The sequence below is a fragment of the Burkholderia sp. LS-044 genome, from assembly GCF_004803625.1.
GTDB classification, from domain to species: Bacteria; Pseudomonadota; Gammaproteobacteria; order Burkholderiales; family Burkholderiaceae; genus Burkholderia; species Burkholderia cepacia.
Genome location: NZ_SSWO01000010.1, coordinates 214,317 through 232,440, shown reverse-complemented (window position 1 = coordinate 232,440; position 18,124 = coordinate 214,317). Strand labels below are relative to the sequence as shown.

General features: G+C 70.3%; 17 protein-coding genes. 9 read left to right on the top strand and 8 right to left on the bottom strand.

Annotated elements, in window-relative coordinates; genetic code table 11:
- Window positions 1-8: 8 nt before the first annotated feature.
- Genes cobT through cobC form a run of 3 tightly spaced genes read left to right on the top strand, consistent with a single transcriptional unit; the run spans window position 9 to window position 2,399 of the window.
- The gene (gene cobT / locus E9536_RS25485; protein WP_059697712.1) at window positions 9-1,064 is read left to right on the top strand and encodes a nicotinate-nucleotide--dimethylbenzimidazole phosphoribosyltransferase; all 1,056 of its coding nucleotides are present in this window, start codon (window positions 9-11) and stop codon (window positions 1,062-1,064) included.
- Entirely contained in the window at window positions 1,054-1,830 is a 777-nt protein-coding gene (locus E9536_RS25480) for an adenosylcobinamide-GDP ribazoletransferase (protein ID WP_136471120.1), read from the top strand. Before cobT ends, E9536_RS25480 begins: the two co-directional genes overlap by 11 nt.
- Window positions 1,815-2,399 (top strand): alpha-ribazole phosphatase, encoded by a 585-nt coding sequence (gene cobC / locus E9536_RS25475; protein WP_136471084.1) that lies wholly within the window; start codon window positions 1,815-1,817, stop codon window positions 2,397-2,399. The genes E9536_RS25480 and cobC overlap by 16 nt, the downstream gene beginning before the upstream one ends.
- Window positions 2,400-2,491: 92 nt before the next feature.
- Here cobC and E9536_RS25470 read toward each other — a convergent pair whose 3' ends face one another.
- Genes E9536_RS25470 through cobU form a run of 4 tightly spaced genes read right to left on the bottom strand, consistent with a single transcriptional unit; the run spans window position 2,492 to window position 5,910 of the window.
- Entirely contained in the window at window positions 2,492-3,409 is a 918-nt protein-coding gene (locus E9536_RS25470) for a cobalamin-binding protein (protein ID WP_124534872.1), read from the bottom strand.
- On the bottom strand, window positions 3,406-4,425 hold the full coding sequence (gene cobD, locus E9536_RS25465) for a threonine-phosphate decarboxylase CobD (protein ID WP_136471082.1): 1,020 nt from the start codon (window positions 4,423-4,425) through the stop codon (window positions 3,406-3,408). Before cobD ends, E9536_RS25470 begins: the two co-directional genes overlap by 4 nt.
- Window positions 4,418-5,362: an adenosylcobinamide-phosphate synthase CbiB gene (gene cbiB / locus E9536_RS25460; RefSeq protein ID WP_027786727.1), complete on the bottom strand. Its 945-nt coding sequence runs from the start codon at window positions 5,360-5,362 to the stop codon at window positions 4,418-4,420. The genes cobD and cbiB overlap by 8 nt, the downstream gene beginning before the upstream one ends.
- A complete protein-coding gene (gene cobU, locus E9536_RS25455; protein ID WP_027786728.1) occupies window positions 5,356-5,910 on the bottom strand; it encodes a bifunctional adenosylcobinamide kinase/adenosylcobinamide-phosphate guanylyltransferase in 555 nt (184 codons plus the stop codon). The genes cbiB and cobU overlap by 7 nt, the downstream gene beginning before the upstream one ends.
- Before the next feature lie 74 nt (window positions 5,911-5,984).
- Between cobU and E9536_RS25450 the strand changes: the two genes are divergently transcribed.
- From E9536_RS25450 to E9536_RS25440, 4 genes are all read left to right on the top strand, one after another.
- Window positions 5,985-7,496, top strand: a complete 1,512-nt coding sequence (locus E9536_RS25450) for a cobyric acid synthase (protein ID WP_136471080.1) — start codon at window positions 5,985-5,987, stop codon at window positions 7,494-7,496.
- Window positions 7,497-7,577: 81 nt separating this feature from the next.
- Window positions 7,578-7,718, top strand: a complete 141-nt coding sequence (locus E9536_RS41560; RefSeq protein WP_166741928.1) for a hypothetical protein — start codon at window positions 7,578-7,580, stop codon at window positions 7,716-7,718.
- A gap of 149 nt (window positions 7,719-7,867) precedes the next feature.
- The gene (locus tag E9536_RS25445; protein WP_027786730.1) at window positions 7,868-8,281 is read left to right on the top strand and encodes a DoxX family protein; all 414 of its coding nucleotides are present in this window, start codon (window positions 7,868-7,870) and stop codon (window positions 8,279-8,281) included.
- A 145-nt stretch (window positions 8,282-8,426) separates the two neighbouring features.
- Window positions 8,427-9,095 carry a ParA family protein gene (locus tag E9536_RS25440; RefSeq protein ID WP_136471078.1) on the top strand — a complete coding sequence of 223 codons (669 nt, stop codon included), beginning with the start codon at window positions 8,427-8,429 and terminating at the stop codon, window positions 9,093-9,095.
- 143 nt (window positions 9,096-9,238) lie between these two features.
- Here the strand turns inward: E9536_RS25440 and panD are convergent, their stop codons facing one another.
- The 4 genes from panD to E9536_RS25420 form a co-directional block, all read right to left on the bottom strand.
- Entirely contained in the window at window positions 9,239-9,625 is a 387-nt protein-coding gene (panD, locus tag E9536_RS25435; RefSeq protein ID WP_021164250.1) for an aspartate 1-decarboxylase, read from the bottom strand.
- A gap of 44 nt (window positions 9,626-9,669) precedes the next feature.
- Window positions 9,670-10,509, bottom strand: coding sequence for a pantoate--beta-alanine ligase (gene panC / locus E9536_RS25430; RefSeq protein ID WP_136471076.1), 840 nt, complete (start codon window positions 10,507-10,509; stop codon window positions 9,670-9,672).
- Between the two features lie 285 nt (window positions 10,510-10,794).
- The gene (locus tag E9536_RS25425; RefSeq protein ID WP_021164248.1) at window positions 10,795-11,667 is read right to left on the bottom strand and encodes a ScpA family protein; all 873 of its coding nucleotides are present in this window, start codon (window positions 11,665-11,667) and stop codon (window positions 10,795-10,797) included.
- Window positions 11,668-11,671: 4 nt separating this feature from the next.
- Window positions 11,672-11,860 (bottom strand): DUF3460 family protein, encoded by a 189-nt coding sequence (locus E9536_RS25420; RefSeq protein WP_006478107.1) that lies wholly within the window; start codon window positions 11,858-11,860, stop codon window positions 11,672-11,674.
- A gap of 266 nt (window positions 11,861-12,126) precedes the next feature.
- Between E9536_RS25420 and E9536_RS25415 the strand changes: the two genes are divergently transcribed.
- Together E9536_RS25415 and E9536_RS25410 are read left to right on the top strand one after the other, a co-directional pair.
- Window positions 12,127-13,941 carry an autotransporter assembly complex family protein gene (locus E9536_RS25415; protein WP_060083238.1) on the top strand — a complete coding sequence of 605 codons (1,815 nt, stop codon included), beginning with the start codon at window positions 12,127-12,129 and terminating at the stop codon, window positions 13,939-13,941.
- A 25-nt stretch (window positions 13,942-13,966) separates the two neighbouring features.
- Window positions 13,967-18,058 carry a translocation/assembly module TamB domain-containing protein gene (locus E9536_RS25410; protein WP_136471074.1) on the top strand — a complete coding sequence of 1,364 codons (4,092 nt, stop codon included), beginning with the start codon at window positions 13,967-13,969 and terminating at the stop codon, window positions 18,056-18,058.
- The last annotated feature ends 66 nt before the right edge of the window (window positions 18,059-18,124 follow it).

Here is an 18,124-nt window from a genome sequence, read left to right as displayed (position 1 = left end):
GCTTCCCGATGACGACCCCGACCCACTTCCCGCCCGCGATCGCACCGCTCGACGACGTGCTGCGCAAGCGCCTGCAGCATGTGATCGACCACAAGACCAAGCCGCCCGGCAGCCTCGGCCAGCTTGAGGCGGTCGCGCTGCAGGTCGGCCTGATCCAGCACACCGAGCGGCCGGTCGTGCAGCGTCCCGTGATGATCGTGTTCGCCGGCGATCACGGGATTGCCGCCGAAGGCGTGAGCCCCTATCCGCAAGCGGTGACCGCGCAGATGGTCGCGAACTTCCTCGCCGGCGGCGCGGCAATCAACGCGTTCTCGGGCGTCTCGCAGAGCACGCTCGAGATCGTCGATGCGGGCGTCGCGTCGCCGCTGCCGCTGTCCGACCGCCTGGTGTCGCTGCCGGTCGCGCGCGGCACGCGCAACTTCGCGACGGAACCTGCGATGACGCGCGACGAGGCGATGACGGCGCTCGCGGCCGGCGCGGCGCGCGTGCGCCTGCACGCGTCGCTCGGCACGAACGTGATCGGCTTCGGCGAGATGGGGATCGCGAACACGTCGTCGGCCGCGTGCCTGATGAGCCGCCTGCTCGGCGTGCCGATCGACGCGTGCGTCGGGCGCGGCACGGGCCTCGACGACCAGGGCCTCGCGCACAAGCGCGCGGTGCTCGGCCGTGCGCTCGTCAAGCACTCGCACGCGATTGCGCCGCTCGACGTGCTCGCGACGTTCGGCGGCTTCGAGATCGCGATGATGACGGGCGCGTATCTCGCGGCCGCGAGCGAACGGATGACGATCCTCGTCGACGGCTTCATCGCGACGGCCGCATTGCTCGTCGCCGAGCGCATCGCGCCCGGCGTGCGCGACTACTGCGTGTTCTCGCATACGTCGCACGAGGCCGGGCACCGGCGCATGCTCGAGCATTTCGGCGCGAAGCCGCTGCTCGCGCTCGACCTGCGGCTCGGCGAAGGCACGGGCGCGGCGCTCGCGCTGCCGCTCGTGCGTGCGGCTGCTGCGTTCCTCACGGAAATGGCGAGCTTCGAATCCGCCGGTGTCGACGATCGTGACGCCTGATCGCGCGCGCGGCGTGCGGGCCGAACTGCGCTACTTCTTCGTCGCGCTCGGCTACTTCACGCGCGTGCCCGTGCCGCGCGCGATCGGCTACGCGGCCGGCGATCTCGACCAGGCCGCGCGATATTTCCCGCTCGTCGGCGCATGCGTCGGCGCGTGGGGCGCGCTCGTGTATCTGGTCGCGCTGCGCGCGCTGCCCGTGTCGATCGCGGTCGGGCTGTCGATGGCCGCCACGCTGCTCGCAACGGGGGCCTTCCACGAGGACGGCCTCGCCGACAGCTGCGATGCGTTCGGCGGCGGCTATACGCGCGACGACGTGCTGCGCATCATGCACGACTCGCGGATCGGCACGTTCGGTGCGGTCGCGCTCATGATCGCGCTCGGCGTGAAATGGCAGGCGCTTGCGTCGATGCTGCCGTTGCGTGCCGCATGGACGATGATCGCCGCGCACGCGGCGAGCCGCGCGGCGGCCGTGAGCCTGCTGATGACGCTCGACTACGTGCGGCCCGAAGGCAAGGCGAAACCGGTCGCGCAACGGATGGGGGCGCGCGCGGCGTGTGTCGCCGCGCTGTTCGGATTGCCGTGGCTGTTCTGGCCCGACTGGCGCATGGGCGTCGCCGCCTGCGTGGCGCTCGTGCTCGTGCGCGCGTGGGCAGCCCGCTATTTCGTGAAGCGGATCGGCGGTTATACCGGCGACTGTCTCGGCTTCACGCAACAACTGTGCGAACTGGCGATCTATCTCGTGGTGCTCGGATGGACGTCGTCCTGATCCGTCATCCGGCCGTCGGTGTCGAGCCGGGCCTCTGCTACGGACGCAGCGACGTGCCGCTCGCCGCGCCGGCCGACGCCGGCGCGCAGGCCGTGCGCGCGCATCTGTCGGTACTCGGCGCGCCGCTTCCCGAACAGGTCTGGACGAGCCCGCTGACGCGCTGCGCGTCCATTGCCGAGCGGCTCGCGCAGGCATGCGGCGTGCCGCTGCAACGCGAGGCGGACTGGCAGGAAATGGATTTCGGCGCGTGGGAAATGCGGCGCTGGGACGATATCGATCGCGCGGCACTCGATGCGTGGGCGGCCGACCTGATGCATGCGTGCGCGCATGGCGGCGAAAGCGTCGCGCGGTTCGCTGCCCGGGTCGCCCGGCAGGCCGATGCCGTCGCGCAGTTCGACCGGCCGCAATGGGCGGTCACGCATGCGGGCGTGATCCGCGTGTTCGCGGCGCATGTACTGTGCGTGCCGCTCGATACGCTGTTGTCGCGGCCGGTGCCGACCGGTGGTGTCGTCTGGCTGCGCGCGGATGCCGCCACGCGAACGTGGGAAGTGGTGCACTGGGACGAATAGGCGCACCGGCGTCCGCATCTGAACGACGCGGCGCGCGGTCGATCTGTCTCAAACACCGACAGGTGCGCGGCGCGCGCTCAAGCCGCCGGAACTCAGCGCGCCGGCCGCCGCCCACGGGCGGCTTCGAGATCCTCGCACAGCGCGGCCGCGCCCTGCGCGATCCGCGGCGACGGCCGCGTCAGCAGATCGCCGTCGATCGCGAACAGGTTGTTGCGCGCCACCGCCGTCAGCGCGGGCCACGTGCGCCAGCGCGCCAGGCTCGGCAACGGTTCGTCCGTACGCGACGCCCCCGCGCTCGTCGTGACGATCGCTTCCGGATTGGCCGCGAGCACGGCCTCGTCGGTGACGGTCGGCACGAGCGGCCTGAGCGAGGCGAACACGTTGCGGCCGCCGCACAGCTCGATCACGTCGTTGATCAGGTGCGCGCCATTGAGCGTCATCAGCGGCCGGTCCCAGACCTGGAAGAACATCGTGACGGGCGCCCGCGCGGCATAACGTGCGCGCAGCGCCGCGATGTCGCGCGTATAGGCGGCCGCGGCCGTATCGGCGGCCGGTTGCGTGCCGAGCAGCGTGCCGAGCCGGCGCAGCGACGACGATACGTCGTCGAGGTGCTTCGGTTCGCTGAAGAACAGCGGGATATGCAATGCGCGCAGCGCGTCGGTCTGCCGCTCGGCGTTGCCGTGCCGCCAGACGACGATCAGGTCGGGCTTCAGCGCGGCGATCCGCTCGAGGTCGAGCGCCTTGTTGTCGCCGACGCGCGGTATCGCCCGCGCGGCGGGCGGATAGTCGCTGTACGTGACCGTGCCGACGAGCTTCGCGCCGCCGCCGGCCGCGTAGACGAGCTCGGTCGCGTGCGGCGCGAGGCTGATCACGCGCTGCGCGGGTGCGGGCAGCGTGACGGTGTTGCCGGCGTCGTCGCGCGTCGTGACGTCGGCGTGGACGAGCGGTGCATGAGCGAGTGCGGTCAGCATCGCGACCGGTGTCAGCCGGCGCAACAGGCGCGCAATCATGCGGATTCCCGTTGCAGCAGCGGCACGCAGTGCGCGAGTGCGTTGCCGAGGCGCTGCCATTCGGCTTCGCTGCCCGGCAGGCCGACGCGTACGCTCGACGGAGTCGGGAAGTACCGCGTCCAGATCCCGCGTGCCGCGAGTGCCGCATGCAGTGCCGCTGCCCGCGGGTCGTCGGTCCAGCTGAAGAGCGGCGTCGCGCGGGCAGCGAAGCCATGCGCGCGCAGCAGTGCGGCCAGCCGCTCGCCGTCGGCCGCGAGCCGCTCGCGGGCGGCGGCCTGCCATGCGCGATCGGCGAACGCCGCGGCGACCGCATGGCGCGCGGGGCCGCCGACCGTCCAGGCGCCGAGCATGTCGCGCAGCGCGACGATCTGGCCGGGGCACGCGAGCACGAAGCCTGCGCGGATGCCGGCGAGCCCGAAGAACTTGCCGACCGAACGCAGCACGACGAGCCCCGGACAATCGACCTGCGGCGCGAGCGACTGCGTCGCACCCGTATCGGCGAACGCCTCGTCGACGATCAGCGTGCCGCCGCGCGCCGCCAGTTGCGCATGCCAGCCGAGCAGGCGTTCGGCCGGCACGAATTCGGCGGTCGGATTATTCGGATTCCCGACGATGACGTGGCGTAGCGTCGCAGGCAGCGTATCGGTGCCGACGTCGAGCGCGACGACGCGATGGCCGTGTCGCGCGAAAGCGGGTGCGTATTCGCCGTACGCGAGCGTCGCGACGCCGGCGTCGCCGGCCGGCAGCAGCGCGGGCAATGCGCGGATCGCAGCCTGGCTGCCGGCCACCGGCAGCACGTGCGCGGGATCGGGCGCATGGTAGTACTGCGCGGCGCAGGCCGCGAGGCCGTCGCCGTCGTCGGGCAGCCGGCGCCACGCGTCGGCCGGGACGGGCGGCACCGGATAGCCGACCGGATTGATGCCGGTCGACAGGTCGAGCCACGTGTCGTACGGAATGCCGTGGCGGCGTGCGGCTTCGTGCAGGTTGCCGCCGTGCGTGATGCGGGTGTCAGACATGATGGGTGGCCATGACGAGTGCGCCGCTCGCGACCAGCAGCGCGAGCCACAGGGCAAGCGTGCGCGTGACGAGCGACAACGCGGCGACGATATGGACGGCGCTCGCCGTCGCGCCGGTGCCGAGCGCGGGACGATCCTCGATCTCGCCGTGATAGACGGCCGGGCCGCCCAGCTGCACGTTCAGGCTGCCGGCGCCGGCGGCCATCACCGGGCCCGCGTTCGGGCTGTCCCAGTGGCGTGCCTGCGTGCGCCAGCAGCGCCATGCGGCGGCCGTGTCGCCGAGCAGCGCGTAGCTTGCGGCCGTCAGGCGCGCGGGAATCCAGTTGAGCGCATCGTCGAGGCGCGCGGCGGCCCAGCCGAAGGTCAGGAAGCGCGGCGTGCGGTAGCCCCACATCGCGTCGAGCGTGTTCGCGAGCCGGAACAGCAGCGCGCCGGGGCCGCCTGCGACGACGAACCAGAACAGTGCGCCGAAGATCGCGTCGTTGCCGTTCTCGAGCGCGGATTCGACGGCCGCACGCGACAGCGCGCCTTCGTCCGCGTCGCTCGTGTCGCGCGACACGATGCGCGCGGTGAGCATGCGGGCGGCGCCGAGGTCGCGCCGCAGCAGCGCCGCGGCGATCGGCGCGACGTGGTCGGCGAGGCTTTTCGCGCCGAGTGCGAACCACAGCAGGGCGATGTGCAGCGCGGCCGCGAGCGGCCATGGCAGCACGGCCGCGAGCCATGCCGCGACGGCGACCGGCGGCACGACCGCCGCGATCCATGCGGCGACGCCGATCACGCGGCCGCGCCGGCCCGTGTTCAGCGCGCCTTCGATGCGCGCGGCGAGGCGGCCGAACGCGACGAGCGGATGCCAGCCGGCCGGTTCGCCGATCGCGCGGTCGATGATCGCGGCCGCGACCGCGAACATCGCGACTACGGGCAGCGACAGCATCAGCATGACGGCGCTCCCGTCTTGAGGTCGAGCGGCAGCCCGGCGACGAGCAGCGTCACGCGCGTCGCGAGCGCGGCGACACGCTGGTTCAGGCGCCCGAGTTCGTCGACGTAGCGGCGCGTGACCGACCCGAGCGGCACGACGCCGAGCCCGATCTCGTTGCTGACGACGATCACCTTCGCGCGCGCGCCGCGCAACGCGTGCTCGAGCCGGTCGACCTGTGCCGCGTACTGCGCATCGTCGAGCGGTTCGCCGTCGGCCGGGCACAGCAGGTTCGTGAGCCACAGCGTCAGGCAGTCGACGAGCAGGCACGCGTGCGGATCGTCGAGCCGCGCGAGCGTGCCGGCGAGGTCGACGGGTGCGTCGGCGAAGCCCCAGGCGGCCGGCCGGCGCGCGCGATGGTGCGCGATGCGCTGCGCGAATTCGGCGTCGGCGGCGGTTGCGGTGGCGATGTAGGTGACGGGGCGGCCGCTGTCGGCGGCGAGGCGCTCGGCGTGCGCGCTCTTGCCCGAGCGTGCGCCGCCGAGGACGAAGGTGAGGTCGTGCGGAATCATCGCGTGATTGTAACGGCGCGGGCATACCGGCGCGGGGGATAATGCGGGCTTTGCTTCGCGACGACCTTTACACGATGAATGCACCCGAGCCGCGGCCGCGCGGCACGCTGATGATCCAGGGCACGACGTCCGACGCGGGCAAGAGCACGCTGGTCGCGGGCCTGTGCCGGCTCGCGCGCCGCGGCGGCGCGCGCGTTGCGCCGTTCAAGCCGCAGAACATGGCGCTCAACAGCGCGGTGACGGCCGACGGCGGCGAAATCGGCCGCGCGCAGGCACTGCAGGCGCTGGCCGCGGGCGTTGCGCCGCATACGGATTTCAACCCCGTGCTGCTGAAGCCGACGAGCGACCGCGGCGCGCAGGTGATCATTCACGGTAAGGCGCGCATGAACCTCGATGCACGCGCGTATCACGGCTACAAGCCGGTCGCATTCGAAGCAGTGCTCGAGTCGTACGCGCGCCTGCGCGCCGGCTACGACACGGTGATCGTCGAGGGCGCGGGGAGCCCGGCCGAGATCAACCTGCGTGACGGCGACATCGCGAACATGGGGTTTGCCGAACGCGTCGACTGCCCGGTCGTGCTCGTCGCCGACATCGACCGCGGCGGCGTGTTCGCGCACCTGGTCGGCACGCTCGCATGCCTGTCGGACAGCGAGCGCGCACGCGTGCGCGGCTTCGTGATCAACCGCTTCCGCGGCGACGTCAAGCTGCTCGAACCGGGGCTCGACTGGCTGCGTGCGCAGACGGGCAAGCCCGTGTTCGGCGTGCTGCCGTACCTGCATGGCCTGTTGCTCGACGCCGAGGACATGCTGCCCGCACAGGCGCGCAGCGCCGCCGCACGCGGCGATGCCGGCCTGCTGCGCGTCGTCGTGCCGGCGCTGCCGCGCATCAGCAACCACACCGATTTCGACCCGCTGCGCGCGCATCCGCAGGTCGAATTCACGTACTGGAAGAGCGGCCCCGTCCCGGACGCCGACCTCCTGATCCTGCCCGGTTCGAAGAGCGTGCAGCGCGATCTCGCATGGCTGCGCGACGCGGGCTGGGACACGCTGATCCGTCGCCATCTGCGCTACGGCGGCAAGGTGATCGGCATCTGCGGCGGGATGCAGATGCTCGGCCGCACGCTCGACGATCCGCTCGGCCTCGAAGGGGCGCCCGGCAGCGTGCCGGGGCTCGGGCTGCTCGATTTCGACACGACCCTGCAGCGCGACAAGACGCTGAAGAACGTGACCGGGCATCTCGCGCTGCCGGGCGGGGCGGCCGTGCGCGGCTACGAGATCCACATGGGCGACACGCACGGGCCCGCGCTCGCGTCGCCCGCGCTGACGCTGGCCGCCGACGCCGCACCCGATGCCTCCGACGTCACACGCCCGGACGGCGCGGTGTCCGCCGATGGCCAGATCCTCGCGACCTACGTGCACGGGCTGTTCGACTCGCCCGACGCATGCGCGGCGCTGCTCGCGTGGGCCGGGCTCGACGGCGCGGAGCGCATCGACTATCCGGCGTTGCGCGAGGCATCGCTCGAGCGGCTGGCCGACTCGTTCGCCGATCATCTCGATCTCGACGCGCTGTATGCCGAGTTTCGTTGACGCGGGCCGGGCCGTGCTCGCTTTTTCCGCCGGATCGCATACAACACAGGAGGGCGGATGTCCGCCTGGAGGAGTGCGACGATGAAGGCTCGATGGTGGTGGAGCGTGCTGCTCGCGGCGCTGCTGGGCGTGTCGGCGGTTGCGCACGCGTGCGATTCGTACGCACCGGGCGGCGGCCAGTCCGGTTCCGGCGACGCCACACAAGGCAAGAGCGGTTACTGAAGCAGGTCGCGGGGCATGATCGGTCATGCCCCTTTTTATGTCCTGATTGATTCCATATGGGAATCAGTTAAAGCGAATTGGCGCATTTATCGGTTGAATCGATTCGAATAGAGTGCGATCCATTCACACCACTCACGAAGGAATTCGCCATGAACCCCAATCGCCTCAACGATTTCGCCGCGACCCTGCTGCGCGTCGCGCTCGGCGTGCTGTACCTCGCGCACGTCGCGCAGAAGGTGTTCGTCTTCACGCTGCCCGGCACCGCGCAGTTCTTCGCGTCGATCGGCCTGCCGGGCTGGCTCGCGTACCTGACGACGTTCGTCGAACTGGCGGGCGGCCTGGCGCTGCTCGCGGGCTTCCGCGTGCGCGTCGCCGCGCTGGTGCTGCTGCCGTTCATGCTCGGCGCGACCGCCGCGCATCTGCCGAACGGCTGGAGCTTCGCGTCGCCGAACGGCGGCTGGGAATACCCGGCGTTCTGGGCCGTCACGCTCGCCGTGCAGGCGCTGCTGGGCGGCGGCGCGTTCGCGCTCGGCGCACGGGAAGCCGCGGTTCAGCGTGCGTAATGGGGTAAGTGGGTAAGTCGGCGTACACGGCGCGGCGCAACCCGTTCCGGTGACACCCCGTTTGCCGATATCATCGCTCCCTGTATCCGCAATCGAGCGGCGCCTGCCCTGCGGCAGGGGCCGCGCGGCTTTTTCGGGGGAATTCATGACGGTGATCGTGGTGGCGAATCCGAAGGGCGGCGTGGGGAAGAGCACGCTGTCCACCAATCTTGCCGGCTATTTCGCGGCGCAGGGCGCGTGGGTCGCGCTTGCCGACCTGGACCGGCAGCAGTCCGCGCATGCGTGGCTCGACCTGCGGCCGGCCGGACTGCCGGCAATCGAGGCATGGGAACTCGATCCGGACGCGCCGACGAAGCCGCCGCGCGGCCTCGAATATGCGGTGATCGATACGCCGGCCGGGCTGCACGGCAACCGGCTCAACGTCGCGCTGCAACTGGCCGACAAGGTGATCGTGCCGCTGCAGCCGTCGATGTTCGATATTCTGGCCACGCAGCAGTTTCTGGAGCGCCTCGCCGGCGAGAAGGCCGTGCGCAAGGGCAGCGTCGAGGTCGGGATCGTCGGGATGCGGGTCGATGCGCGCACGCGCTCGTCGGACCAGCTTCACCGGTTCGTCGAAGGGCTCGGCCTGCCGGTGCTCGGCTACGTGCGCGACACGCAGAACTACGTGCAGATCGCCGCGCACGGCCTCACGCTGTGGGACGTTGCGAAGAGCCGGGTCGAGAAGGATCTCGAGCAGTGGCGGCCGATCGCCGAATGGGCCGAACGCCGCGCGCCGAAGGCCGAGAAGACGGAGAGGGCCGCCAAGGCGTCCTGATCGCGCGGCCGCCGGGCCGGGACGCGATGAAATGAGAAAGGGCCGGATCCCGTGGCACACGGCATCCGGCCCTTCGACCCTTCAACCGCAAGCGGCACAGCCGCTCCCGCGCGCCGCGGCACGCGGGCGGCCGGTCAGTCAGGTCAGGTCCAGTTCTGCGTCGGCACGTGATCGCGGTGGCCCTTGATCTTGTTGCCGTCGTCGATGAACACGAGCTTCGGCTTCCAGCCGGCCTGAATCTCGGCTTCGTCGACCATCGCGAATGCCGCGATGATCACGAGGTCGCCGAGCTGCGCGCGACGCGCGGCCGAGCCGTTCAGCGAGATCATCCCGCTGCCGCGCTCGCCCTTGATCGCGTACGTCGAGAAACGCTCGCCGTTGTTGATGTTCCAGATGTCGATCCGTTCGTTTTCGATGAGGCCGGCCGCTTCGAGCAGGTCTTCGTCGATCGCGCACGAGCCTTCGTAGTGCAGCTCGCAGTGCGTGACGGCCGCGCGGTGGATCTTCGATTTGAGCATGTGGCGCTGCATGGTGTCTCCGTGATGCGTCGTGAGAGGCGCGGGCGGGCGGCCCGTCAGATTTCCAGGTTGTCGATCAGGCGCGTCGCGCCGAGCTTCGCGGCCGCGAGCACGACGAGCGGCTCGCCGGCTTCGAGTTCGGCGGCGCTCGGTGCGATCAGGTTCGCGCGGCGGCGGATCGCGATGTAGTCGGGCGCCCAGCCGCGCTCGGCCAGGTGCGTGCGCGCGTGATGCTCGAGCTTGCCGAGGTCGCGTTCGCCGCCGAGCACGCTGTCGCGCACGCGCTGCAGCGATTTCGCGAGTTCGGGCGCTTCCTTGCGCTCGTCGGTCGTCAGGTAGCGGTTGCGCGACGACAGCGCGAGGCCGTCCTCGTCGCGCACGGTTTCGGCCGCGATGATCTCGACCGGCAGCGCGAGTTGCTGGCACATCCGGCGCACGATCATCAGCTGCTGGTAATCCTTCTTGCCGAACACGGCGACGCGGGGCTGCACGCAGGACATCAGCTTCGTGACGACCGTGCACACGCCGGCGAAGAAGCCGGGCCGGAATTCACCCTCGAGAATCCCGCCGAGGTCGTCCGGCGGCAGCACGCGGTATTCCTGCGGTTCCGGGTACATGTCGCGCTCGGTCGGCGCGAACAGCACGTAGACGTTTTCCTGCTGCAGCTTCTCGATATCGTCCTGGAGCGTGCGCGGATACTTGTCGAAATCCTCGTTCGGGCCGAATTGCAGCCGGTTGACGAAGATGCTCGCCACGACCGGGTCGCCGTGCTGGCGCGCAAGGCGCATCAGCGACAGGTGCCCTTCGTGCAGGTTGCCCATCGTCGGCACGAACGCCGTGCGGTTCTGTCCACGCAACTGGTCGCGCAGTTCCTGGATCGAGCTGATGACTTTCATGATCGGGTAGCGGTTTCCTCGCGCATGCGCGTGTTGGCGCCGCAGCAGCGGCGTCGGGGTCGAAGCGGAGAACGCCGGCGCGCGGGCGGCGCATCGGGCGTCGGCGGATTGTAGAGGATTTGGCCGCCAAACGCATCGAAAAAAGTACGGTCGTTCACTTTTTAACCGGGCGTGCCGGCAACGGCCCGCGCAGTCGCGTCGGGCTGCGGCGAGGCGGCATGTATGCTGGAATGAATCGGGAGGGCGGGAAGGGCAGGCGCGGGCGTTACGCGGGCGCCAGGCCGGTTACGCGGGCAGGTAAGCGAGACGCACGTAGATCGGCGCGAACGGCTCGGCCTGCGTGATCTCGAGGAGCGATTCGCGCGCGAGTTCGAGCATCGCGATGAAATTCACGACGACGACCGGCACGCCGCGCGACGTGTCGAACAGCTCGGCGAATTCCATGAAACGCGCGTTCTGCAGCCGGCGCAGGATCAGGCTCATGTGCTCCCGCACCGACAGCTCCTCGCGGGAGATCTTGTGGTGCTGGACGAGCTTCGCGCGCTTGAGCACGTCGGCCCACGCGGCGCGCAGGTCGTCCGAATTCACGTCGGGGAAGCGCGGCGTGACGCTCTGCTCGATGTAGACCTCGGCGCGCAGGAAGTCGCGGCCGAGCTGCGGCAACTGGTCGAGCCGCTGCGCGGCGAGCTTCATCTGCTCGTATTCGAGCAGGCGGCGCACGAGTTCGGCGCGCGGATCCTCGGCTTCCTCGCCGGTGTCGGCCTTCTTGACCGGCAGCAGCATCCGCGACTTGATCTCGATCAGCATCGCGGCCATCAGCAGGTACTCGGCCGCGAGCTCGAGGTTCGACGTGCGGATCTGGTCGACGTAGCCCAGATATTGCGCGGTGACCTGCGCCATCGGGATGTCGAGCACGTTGAAGTTCTGCTTGCGGATCAGGTAGAGCAGCAGGTCGAGCGGGCCTTCGAAGGTCTCGAGGAACACCTCGAGCGCATCGGGCGGGATGTAGAGATCCTGCGGCAGCTTGAACAGCGGCTCGCCGTACAGGCGAGCGAATGCCGCGACACCGTCGACCGTGTCGGGCGTCGAATCGGCGCCCGCGGGCGCGGCGATCGCGTCGTCCTGGCGGGCGGCGCTGGCCTCGTCGGCGGCGCTCACGTCGTCAGAAGTTCTGGTAGTAGACGTACGACGTTTGCTTCACGCGCGATTCCTGCTGCTCGGCGCGCTCTTCGAGGTCGATCGGCTGCTTGTCCCACAGCAGGGAACGGCCCTTGCGCTGCTCTTCCTCGAGCGTCGGCTTCTGTTGCTTGAGCTGGTTCAGGAACTGCGTGACATCGGACTGGTACGGCATGGCTGGATTTTCCGTTTCGGGCGGCGCACGATGCGCCGGATTCACGATGGCGGGATTTTACCGCATCGCGGGAACGGCCGGCGGCAATCGCGCGTCGAATCCGCGGGTTGGCGCGCAGCCGGCGGCCGCAAGCGCGCCGCCGGGCATGACGCCGCGGCCACGCGTGCTCGCGCGGCGGTTTACAAACATTAAGCTTTGGCGCCGGCACGCTGTGGTCAAATACAGGGTTTTCCACAAAACCGTGACAACCGAGGGCGAGGTCATATTTGGCGGGGCAGTCGAACCAGCAAGCACATCCGGCACATGACGCGGGCCCGCGCGTGGAACGCAATCGCGCCGGCGCCGCGGCCCGTGCCGCGCGGGCGACCCTCGCGGGTTGCCTGGCCGCGTGCTTCGCGCTGCCGGCCCACGCGAAGTACGACGTCGACATCGACGCGCCGCGCTCGGTTCGCAAGCTGCTCAAGACGCACCTCGACATCGCGCGCTTCGCGAAGCGCGACGACATCAGCGACGACCAGTTCGACTTCCTCGTGACGGCCACCCCGCAGCAGGTGCGCGACCTGACCGCGACGGCCGGGTATTTCTCGCCGGTCGTGCGCACCGACGTGCGCACGCGCGACGGCAAGCGCGACGTGCGCATCGCGGTCGATCCGGGCAAGCAGACCGTCGTGTCGAGCGTCGACCTGACCTTCAAGGGGCCCGTCGACACCGAGGACCCGAAGCAGGAAGCCGCGACCCGTTTCGCGTTTTCGCTGAAGCCAGGCGACCCGTTCACGCAGTCCGACTGGGACGGCGCGAAGGGCGCGGCGCTCAGGCAACTGCAGTCGCGTCGTTATCTCGGCGCGAAGATCGCGTCGTCGGAGGCGCGCATCGACCCGCGCACGCAGCGCGCGACGCTCGCGGTCACGTTCGACAGCGGTCCGACGTTCACGATCGGCAAGGTCGACGTCGACGGTGTGCGGCGCTATCCGGAGAAGATCGTCACGAACGTCAATCCGCTGTCGGAAGGCGAGATCTACGACGTGCAGCGGATCACCGAATTGCAGCGGCAGTTGCAGAACACGCCGTACTACGCGAGCGTCGCGATCGACGTCGGCGACGATACGGCGAAGCCCGAGCGCACGCCCGTGCACGTGAAGGTCAGCGAGTTCCCGTACAACAACATCCGCGGCGGCGTCGGCTTCGCGACCGACACCGGGCCGCATGTGCAGGGCTCCTACACGTATCTCGACACGTTCGGCGCCGCGTGGCCGCTGACCGTGTCGGGCCGGCTCGACCAGATCCAGCAATACGGGCAGGTCCAGCTGTCGATGCCGCCGGGCGAGAAGGGGTGGACCAACAGCGTGCTCGCGTCGTACACGAACACCAACGTGTCGGATACGCGCATCTACAGCGCGCGGGTCGGCGTGCAGCGCACGCGCACGGGCCAGTTCATCGACTATTCGTATTCGCTGATGTACTACCAGGACCGGCTCGACCAGAACAGCGCGGGGCCGACCACGAGCCGCGCGCTCGTGCCGCAATGGGCATGGACGCGCCGCAACGTCGACGATCCGCTGTTCCCGCGTTCGGGCAACCTGATCCACGCGGAGGCCGGCTTCGCGGTCAAGGGCGTGCTGACCGACCAGACCTTCATCCGGGGCTACGCGCGCGGCCAGCAGTACCTGCCGGTCGGCAAGCGCGACCTGTTCGTGTTCCGCGCGGAGCTCGGCGGCGTGTTCACGAGCGGCAGCTCGACCGGCGTGCCGGCATCGCTGCTGTTCCGCGCGGGCGGCTCGAACTCGGTGCGCGGCTACGGTTACCAGAGCATCGGCAACAGCGTCGACGGTTCCGTCCTGCCGACCAAGTACCTGATGACGGGCACCGCCGAATACCAGCACTGGTTCAACCGCGACTGGGGCGCCGCGACGTTCTTCGACATCGGCACGGCCACCGATGCGTGGGGCGAACGCGTGTTTTACCCGGGCGTCGGCGTCGGCGCGCGCTGGCGCAGCCCCGTCGGCCCGATCAACGTCGACGTCGCGTACGGGTTGCGCAACCATAGCGTGCGCCCGTACCTGACGCTCGGCATCGCTTTCTGAACGTACCGCTTCATCGACGAACCGCATGACGAAGGACCCGAACGATACGAACGACACGCCGCCGCCTGGCGATCCGGACACGCCCGGCGGCGCGCCCGACGCGCCGCCGCGCGCGCCGCGCCGCGGGCCCGTCGCGCGCATCGGGCGGTTCGTCGCATGGACGCTTGCGACGGTCGTGCTGCTCGTCGTGCTGGCCGTCGGGCTCGTGCTGGCCGCGGTGACGACCGAGCACGGCACGCGGCTCGCGTGGCAGGTGGCGGAGCGCGTGCTCGGCGCGCGGCTCGCGGGCACGCTCGACGGCGGCTCGCTCGCGACCGGCGTGCGGTTGCGCGGGTTCGCCTGGACGAGCCCCGACGGCACCGGTACCGAAATCCGCATCGACCGGCTCGACGGTCGCTGGGCATTGACCCGCGCGCCGTGGCGTCTGTCCATCGCGTATCTTCGGGCCGGCACGATCGACGTGCGGATCCCGCCGGGGCCGTCGACGCCGAGTACGACGCCGCAGGACCTGAGCCTGCCGCTGCAGTTGCGGATCGACGACCTGCGCGTCGATCGCCTGGCGATCCACGACGGCGGCTCGACGACGCAGCTCGACCATCTCGCGCTGAACGGCCGCAGCGACGGTCGTCACCATGAACTCGTGCTCGACGGCGTCGATACGCCGTACGGCGCGCTGACCGCGCGCGCGAAACTCGACGGTGTGAAGCCGTTCGCGCTGACGGGGGAGGCCACTTACTCAGGCAAGCTGGCCGACGAGCCGGTCGATGCGCGCGCTCGCGTGTCGGGCTCGCTCGAGGCGCTCGTCGCGGAAGTCGACGCGAGCGGGATGAAGCTGAACGGGCGCGCGCACGTCGAGGCCTCGCCGTTCGGCGCGGTGCCGCTCACGCGCGCGTCGCTCGCGTTCGATCACGTGAACCCGCAGGCGCTCGCGCCCGGCGCGCCGGCCGCCGATCTCGCGGTGCGCGCGGAACTCGCACCCGTGACCGCGCCGGCCGGCTCGGCGCCCGCAAAGGGGTTCGCGGTGACGGGCCCGGTGTCGATCGTCAACGCGAAGCCCGGCACGCTCGGCGACCACCTGTTGCCGGTGATCGACGCGCACGCGAACGTGCATCTCGACGCGCACGCGCAGCGGATCGACGCGCTCGCGCTGAAGCTGATCCGTGACGGCAGCGTGACGGGCAACGGCACGCTGACGGGCGGCAAGGGCCGCTTCGACCTGAAGGTCGCGAACCTCGACCTGAACGCCTTCGTCGCCGAGCTGCGGCCGATGCGCCTGGGCGGCCCGCTCGGCGTGACGCTCGCGGCCGGCGTGACGACCGTCGACTTCAACCTGAACGATCCGAAGCTCGCGCTCGGCGCACGCGCGAAGGTTGCGCTGACGCCGCAGCAGACCGTGCTGACCGACGCGCGCGTGACGGCGGGCAAGGGCCGCATCGACCTGACGGGCGTGTTCCGCCACGATGCGCATTCGAGCTACGACGCGAAGGCGACGCTGACCGGATTCGATCCGCTGCTGCTCGCCGCGCAGAGCGCGCCGAAGGCCGGCAGCGGCAAGGCGCCTGTCAAGGTCGCGAAGGCGCCGCCCAGGCGCGGCGAGACGCGCGTGTCGGGCACGCTGACGGCGTCGGGCGCGTTCGCGCCGCAGGTGTCGACGAAGGCGACCTTCAAGCTCGGCGACAGCCTGTACGACGGCGTGCCGCTGACCGGCGCCGGCGTCGTGCAGCTCGCCGGCTCGCGGATCCTGCCGAGCAACGCGAACCTGTCGATCGCCGGCAATCATGTCGACCTGCGCGGCAGCTTCGGGGCACCCGGCGACCGGCTGCGCTTCGTCGTCGACGCGCCGCAGCTCGACCGGCTCGGCTTCGGCGTGGAAGGGCTCGTGCAGGCGCAGGGCGACCTGACCGGCAGCTTCGCGCACCCGAACGTGACGGCCACCTACAAGGCCGAGCACGTCGTCGTCGGCTCGAACCGGATCGGTGCCGCGCAGGGCCGCGCGGACATCCGCGACGGCGCGCACGGCGCCCTCGTGTTCACGGCCGACGCGACCGACCTCGCGCTCGGTTCGCTGAATCTGAAATCGCTGCGCGCGAACCTCGACGGTACGCGCGCGAAGCACACGCTCGACGCGTCGGCGCTCGGGACGGCCGGCGGCCGCGTGATCGACTTGACGCTCGCGGCGAACGGCGGCGTGGTCGAGAGCCGCGACGGGATGCGCTGGGACGGTACCGTGACGCGTCTCGCGAACCGCGGCACGCCGGCCGTCGCGCTGCAGGCGCCGCTGACCGTATCGGCCGGTGCCGGCCGCGTGACGCTCGGCGCGACGCGGCTCACGCTCGAGGGCGCGGCGATCGACCTGAAGTCGTTCGTGTTCGATCACGGCCAGATGCGCTCGGCAGGCTCCGTGAGCGGCGTGTCGGTCGCGCGTTTCCTCGAGGTCCGCCAGGAGCTGACGGGCCAGCGGCCGCCGGTGCGAACCGACGTCGTGCTCGACGCCGACTGGGATTTCTCGCTCGGCGCGAACTCGACCGGCCATGTGCAGGTGAAGCGGCGGGGCGGCGACGTGACGATCGAGAGCGGGCGCGGCATCGCGTCGCTGGGGCTGACCGACCTGTCCGCACGCGCGAACTTCACGCCCGGCAACCGGCTCAACGTGACGGCGCTCGCGAAGGCGAACCGGATCGGCACGCTCGACGCGAACGTCACCGTGCCGTTCGCGCTGCGCGACGGCATGTTCGGCGTGGTCGACGACGGCCCGCTGTCGGGCCGCATCGACGTCGACGTCCCGGCGCTGAAGACGACCGGCAACCTGTTCGGGCCGAGCTACCTGCTCGGCGGGCGCGCGGCGCTGAAGCTGACCGTCGCGGGCACGCCGTCGAAGCCGAACCTGTCGGGGATGCTGACGGGCGACGACCTGTCCGCGACGCTCGTCGACCAGGGCGTGCAGCTGAAGGACGGCATCGTGCGCATCAAGCTGTCGGAAAACCTCGTCGAATTCCAGCAGGTCGAGTTCCACGGCGGCGACGGCACGCTGCGCGCACTTGGCCGCGTGCGTCTCGACGGCGAGGCGCCCGACCTGACCGCGAGCATCGTCGCGGACAAGCTCGAGCTGTTCGCGGCGCCGGACCGGAAGCTGTCGCTGTCGGGCAAGGCGACGGTCGCGAACGACGGGCCGCGCGGCGCGTTGTCGATCGACGGCAAGTTCGTCGTCGATCGCGCGTTGTTCGACTTGCCCGAGGAGTCGGCGCCGCACCTGTCGGACGACGTGGTGATCGTGCAACCCGACGGCACGGTGCGCGGCGAGACGCCGACCGGCACCGCCGTCGCCAAGCCGAAGCCGGCCGCGGACAAACCGGCGCCGTCGCTCGCGCCGCGCGCGAACATCGACATTGGCCTCGGCAACAACTTCCGCTTCAAGGGGCACGGCGCGGATCTCGGGCTGCGCGGCACGATCACCGTGATGAGCGCGCCGGGCGTGCCGCTGCGCGCGGTCGGCAACGTGCGTGTGACCGAAGGATCGACGTACACGTCGTTCGGCCGCAAGCTCGCGATCGAGAACGGCTTCTTCACCTTCAACGGCCCCGTGTCGAACCCGGGCGTCAACATCCTCGCGATGCGGCGCAACCAGGAAGTCGAGGCCGGCGTGCAGGTCACGGGCACGATCCAGTCGCTGACGGTCAAGCTGGTGTCGGAACCGAACGTCACGGACAACGAAAAGCTGTCGTGGCTGCTGTTCGGGCACGGCACCGACCAGGGCAACAACGTCGGCCAGCAGGGCACGATGACGGCGGCGCTCGGGCTGCTCGGCAGCGTGACCGGCAAGCGCGTCGCGCAGACCTTCGGTCTCGACGAGGTCTCGGTCGGCCGCAGCGAGGTCGGCCTGACCGACCCGCAGGTCGTGCTGGTGTCGAAGGCGATCAACGAGCGGTTCGTGCTCGGCTTCGAGCAGGGGCTGCAGTCGGCGAGCAACGCGTTCAAGGCGACGATCAACCTGACGCGCTTCTGGTCCGTGTCCGCGTACGGCGGCACGTTCCAGGGCGTCGACCTGAACTACACGCGGCGTTTCGACCGGTGGTTCGGCAGCGACGCGGCGCGGGCGCGGCGTGCCGAGCAGCCATGAATGAAAAAGCCCCGCACGAAACGAATCGTGCGGGGCTTTGTTTGGCGCCAGCGGCAGCGCGTTCGG

What these genes read in the sequence shown, in the direction of transcription:
- cobD (WP_136471082.1), bottom strand. Translation starts at nt 4,425, where the DNA reads ATGTCTGACACCCGCATCACGCACGGCGGCAACCTGCACGAAGCCGCA.
- panC (WP_136471076.1), bottom strand. Translation starts at nt 10,509, where the DNA reads ATGAAAGTCATCAGCTCGATCCAGGAACTGCGCGACCAGTTGCGTGGA.
- E9536_RS25440 (WP_136471078.1), top strand. Translation starts at nt 8,427, where the DNA reads ATGACGGTGATCGTGGTGGCGAATCCGAAGGGCGGCGTGGGGAAGAGC.
- E9536_RS25420 (WP_006478107.1), bottom strand. Translation starts at nt 11,860, where the DNA reads ATGCCGTACCAGTCCGATGTCACGCAGTTCCTGAACCAGCTCAAGCAA.
- cobU (WP_027786728.1), bottom strand. Translation starts at nt 5,910, where the DNA reads ATGATTCCGCACGACCTCACCTTCGTCCTCGGCGGCGCACGCTCGGGC.
- E9536_RS25450 (WP_136471080.1), top strand. Translation starts at nt 5,985, where the DNA reads ATGAATGCACCCGAGCCGCGGCCGCGCGGCACGCTGATGATCCAGGGC.
- E9536_RS25470 (WP_124534872.1), bottom strand. Translation starts at nt 3,409, where the DNA reads ATGATTGCGCGCCTGTTGCGCCGGCTGACACCGGTCGCGATGCTGACC.
- cbiB (WP_027786727.1), bottom strand. Translation starts at nt 5,362, where the DNA reads ATGCTGATGCTGTCGCTGCCCGTAGTCGCGATGTTCGCGGTCGCGGCC.
- panD (WP_021164250.1), bottom strand. Translation starts at nt 9,625, where the DNA reads ATGCAGCGCCACATGCTCAAATCGAAGATCCACCGCGCGGCCGTCACG.
- E9536_RS25410 (WP_136471074.1), top strand. Translation starts at nt 13,967, where the DNA reads ATGACGAAGGACCCGAACGATACGAACGACACGCCGCCGCCTGGCGAT.
- E9536_RS41560 (WP_166741928.1), top strand. Translation starts at nt 7,578, where the DNA reads ATGAAGGCTCGATGGTGGTGGAGCGTGCTGCTCGCGGCGCTGCTGGGC.
- cobT (WP_059697712.1), top strand. Translation starts at nt 9, where the DNA reads ATGACGACCCCGACCCACTTCCCGCCCGCGATCGCACCGCTCGACGAC.
- E9536_RS25445 (WP_027786730.1), top strand. Translation starts at nt 7,868, where the DNA reads ATGAACCCCAATCGCCTCAACGATTTCGCCGCGACCCTGCTGCGCGTC.
- cobC (WP_136471084.1), top strand. Translation starts at nt 1,815, where the DNA reads ATGGACGTCGTCCTGATCCGTCATCCGGCCGTCGGTGTCGAGCCGGGC.